4 protein-coding genes are annotated in these 3523 nt (G+C 64.7%); all 4 read left to right on the forward strand.

Annotated features, from left to right (window positions below; all coding sequences use genetic code 11):
• On the forward strand, positions 1–924 hold a 924-nt coding region (locus U4Z31_RS36695; RefSeq protein ID WP_148092733.1), incomplete at its 5' end, for a branched-chain amino acid ABC transporter permease.
• A 19-nt stretch (positions 925–943) separates the two neighbouring features.
• Complete coding sequence (locus U4Z31_RS36700) at positions 944–2113, forward strand: ABC transporter permease subunit (protein WP_044845602.1); 1170 nt, start codon at positions 944–946, stop codon at positions 2111–2113.
• Between the two features lie 23 nt (positions 2114–2136).
• Positions 2137–2913, forward strand: a complete 777-nt coding sequence (locus tag U4Z31_RS36705; RefSeq protein WP_044845603.1) for an ABC transporter ATP-binding protein — start codon at positions 2137–2139, stop codon at positions 2911–2913.
• A partial coding sequence (locus U4Z31_RS36710; RefSeq protein WP_321812969.1) for an ABC transporter ATP-binding protein occupies positions 2913–3523 on the forward strand: 611 nt, incomplete at its 3' end. The genes U4Z31_RS36705 and U4Z31_RS36710, both read left to right, overlap by 1 nt.

Here is a 3523-nt window from a genome sequence, read left to right on the forward strand (position 1 = left end):
AACGGGCTGGTGCTCGGCAGTGTGTACGCCATCATCGCGTTGGGTTACACGATGGTGTACGGCATTCTCGGCATCATCAACTTCGCGCACGGCGACGTGCTGATGATCGGCGCGATGGTCGCCCTGTCGGCGATCACCGTGCTGCAGAACCACTTTCCCGGACTCGGCAACGTCGCGACGCTGACGATCGGCCTTGGCATCGCCGCCGTCGTCTGCGCGTGCGTGGGCTACACGATCGAGCGGGTCGCGTACCGGCCGCTGCGCCGCGCGCCGCGTCTCGCGCCGCTGATCACCGCGATCGGCGTGTCGATCCTGCTGCAGACGGCCGCGATGATCATCTGGTCGCGCAACCCGCTGCCGTTCCCGCAATTGCTGCCGACCGATCCGATCAACGTGATCAAGGCGACCGACACGACGCCCGGCGCCGTGATCTCGGTCACCGAAATCGTGATCATCGCGGTGGCGTTCATCGTGATGGCAGGCCTCTTGCTGCTCGTGCACAAGACCAAGCTCGGCCGCGCGATGCGCGCGATCGCCGAAAGCCCGAACACCGCGAGCCTGATGGGCGTGAACCCGAACTTCGTGATCTCGGCGACGTTCATGATCGGCTCCGCGCTCGCCGCGCTGGCCGGCGTGATGATCGCGTCCGAATACGGCAACGTGCACTTCTACATGGGCTTCATCCCCGGCATGAAGGCGTTCACCGCGGCGGTGCTCGGCGGGATCGGCAACCTTGGCGGCGCGATGGTCGGCGGCGTGGTGCTCGGCCTGATCGAGCAGCTCGGTGCGGGCTACATCGGCAACCTCACGGGTGGCGTGTTCGGCAGTAACTACCAGGACGTGTTCGCATTCATCGTGCTGATCATCGTGCTGGTGTTCCGTCCGTCGGGCCTGCTGGGCGAACGTGTCGCGGACCGCGCGTAACGGAAGGGGAGCAAACAACATGACATCCATTCAACCGATCGAATCCTCGACGTCGCTCGTCGAAGAACGCAACACCGCCAAGACCGTCGTCATCGGCATCCTGACCGCGGCCTTCGTGATCGCGGCGCCGATCATCATCGGCTCGGCAGGCGGCAACTACTGGGTCCGCGTGCTCGACTTCGCGATGCTGTACGTGATGCTCGCGCTGGGCCTGAACGTGGTGGTCGGCTTCGCCGGCCTGCTCGACCTCGGCTACATCGCGTTCTACGCGGTGGGCGCGTACACGGCGGCACTGCTGAGCTCGCCGCACCTGACCTCGCAGTTCGAGTGGATCGCGGCGCTCGCGCCGAACGGCCTGCACATCCCGTTCCTGATCATCGTGCCGATCGCGATGGCGCTGGCGGCGACCTTCGGCATCCTGCTCGGCGCGCCGACGCTGCGCCTGCGCGGCGACTACCTGGCGATCGTGACGCTCGGCTTCGGTGAAATCGTCCGGATCTTCATGAACAACCTCGACCGTCCGGTGAACATCACCAACGGCCCGAAGGGGATCACGGGCATCGATCCGGTGCACGTCGGCGGCTTCAACCTGTCGCAGACGCACTCGATCTTCGGCTTCCAGCTGCCGTCGGTCTACATGTACTACTACCTGTTCGTGCTCTGCGCGCTGCTGGTGATCTGGGTCTGTACGCGCCTGCAGCACTCGCGTATCGGCCGCGCATGGGCCGCGATCCGCGAAGACGAAATCGCCGCGAAAGCGATGGGCATCAACACCCGTAACGTGAAGCTGCTCGCGTTCGCGATGGGCGCGTCGTTCGGCGGCCTGTCGGGCGCGATGTTCGGTGCGTTCCAGGGCTTCGTGTCGCCTGAGTCGTTCACGTTCTGGGAATCGATCGTCGTGCTGGCGTGCGTGGTGCTCGGCGGCATGGGCCACATCCCGGGCGTGATCCTGGGCGCGGTGCTGCTCGCGATCTTCCCGGAATTCCTGCGTTCGACGATGAGCCCGCTGCAGCACGCGATCTTCGGTCACGACATCGTCGACACCGAAGTGATCCGTCAGGCGCTGTACGGCCTCGCGATGGTGATCATCATGCTGTATCGCTCGGAAGGCCTGTGGCCGGCGCCGAAGCATGAGGACAAGATCGCGAAACTGGCGAAGCGCAACAGCAAGAAGCCGGTGCGCGCTTAACCAACGGACAAGGGGATACACACATGAGCGACAAGCAAATCCGACTGTCCGTCTCGGGCGTGAACAAACGCTTCGGCGGGCTGCAGGCACTGTCCGACGTCGGCCTGCAGATCAAGGAAGGCGAGATCTACGGCCTGATCGGCCCGAACGGCGCCGGCAAGACCACGTTCTTCAACGTGATCACGGGCCTCTACACGCCGGACTCCGGCGAGTTCAAGCTCGACGGCACGGAATACAAGCCGACCGCGGTGCACCAGGTCGCGAAGACGGGCATCGCGCGCACGTTCCAGAACATCCGCCTGTTCGGCGGGATGACGGCGCTGGAGAACGTGATGGTGGGCCGCCACGTGCGGACCAAGCACGGGCTGCTGGGCGCGGTGTTCCAGACGCCGGCCGAGCGCCAGGAAGAGCGCGAGATCAAGGAACGCGCGATCGAGCTGCTCGAGTACGTCGGCGTGCTGCAGTACGCCGACTACACGTCGCGCAACCTGTCGTACGGCCACCAGCGCCGTCTCGAGATTGCACGCGCATTGGCGACCGACCCGAAGCTGCTCGCGCTCGACGAGCCGGCGGCCGGGATGAACGCGACCGAGAAGGTCGAACTCACGCGCCTGCTCGACAAGATCCGCTCCGACGGCCGTACGATCCTGTTGATCGAGCACGACGTGAAGCTCGTGATGGGATTGTGCAACCGGATGACGGTGCTCGATTACGGCAAGGTGATCGCCGAGGGTCTGCCGCAGGACGTGCAGAAGAATCCGAAGGTGATTGAGGCATATCTCGGCGCAGGGGTGCACTGATGGCAGCGGCAATGTTGAAAATCAAGGGCTTGCAGGTCAACTACGGCGGCATCCAGGCCGTCAAGGGCGTTGACATGGAAGTCCGCCAGGGCGAGCTGGTGACGCTGATCGGCGCGAACGGCGCGGGCAAGACCACGACGATGAAGGCGATCACGGGTCTCAAGCCGTATTCGGCGGGCGACATCGAGTACGACGGCAAGTCGATCAAGGGCGTGCCGTCGCACGAGCTGCTCAAGCGCGGCCTCGCGATGGTGCCGGAAGGTCGCGGGATCTTCGCGCGGATGTCGATCATCGAGAACATGCAGATGGGCGCGTACCTGCGCAACGACAAGGAACAGATCAAGCAGGACGTCGACCGGATGTTCGGCTTCTTCCCGCGTCTGAAGGAGCGTGCGACGCAGCTCGCGGGTACGCTGTCGGGCGGCGAGCAGCAGATGCTGGCGATGTCGCGCGCGATCCTGTCGAAGCCGAAGCTGCTGCTGCTCGACGAGCCGTCGATGGGCCTGTCGCCGATCATGGTCGAGAAGATCTTCGAAGTGGTGCGCGAGATCTCGAAGGAGGGCATCACGGTGCTGCTGGTCGAGCAGAACGCGCGCCTCGCGCTGCAGGC

Origin of the sequence: Burkholderia sp. BCC1985 (assembly GCF_905339915.1) — a bacterium.
Lineage (GTDB): Bacteria > Pseudomonadota > Gammaproteobacteria > Burkholderiales > Burkholderiaceae > Burkholderia.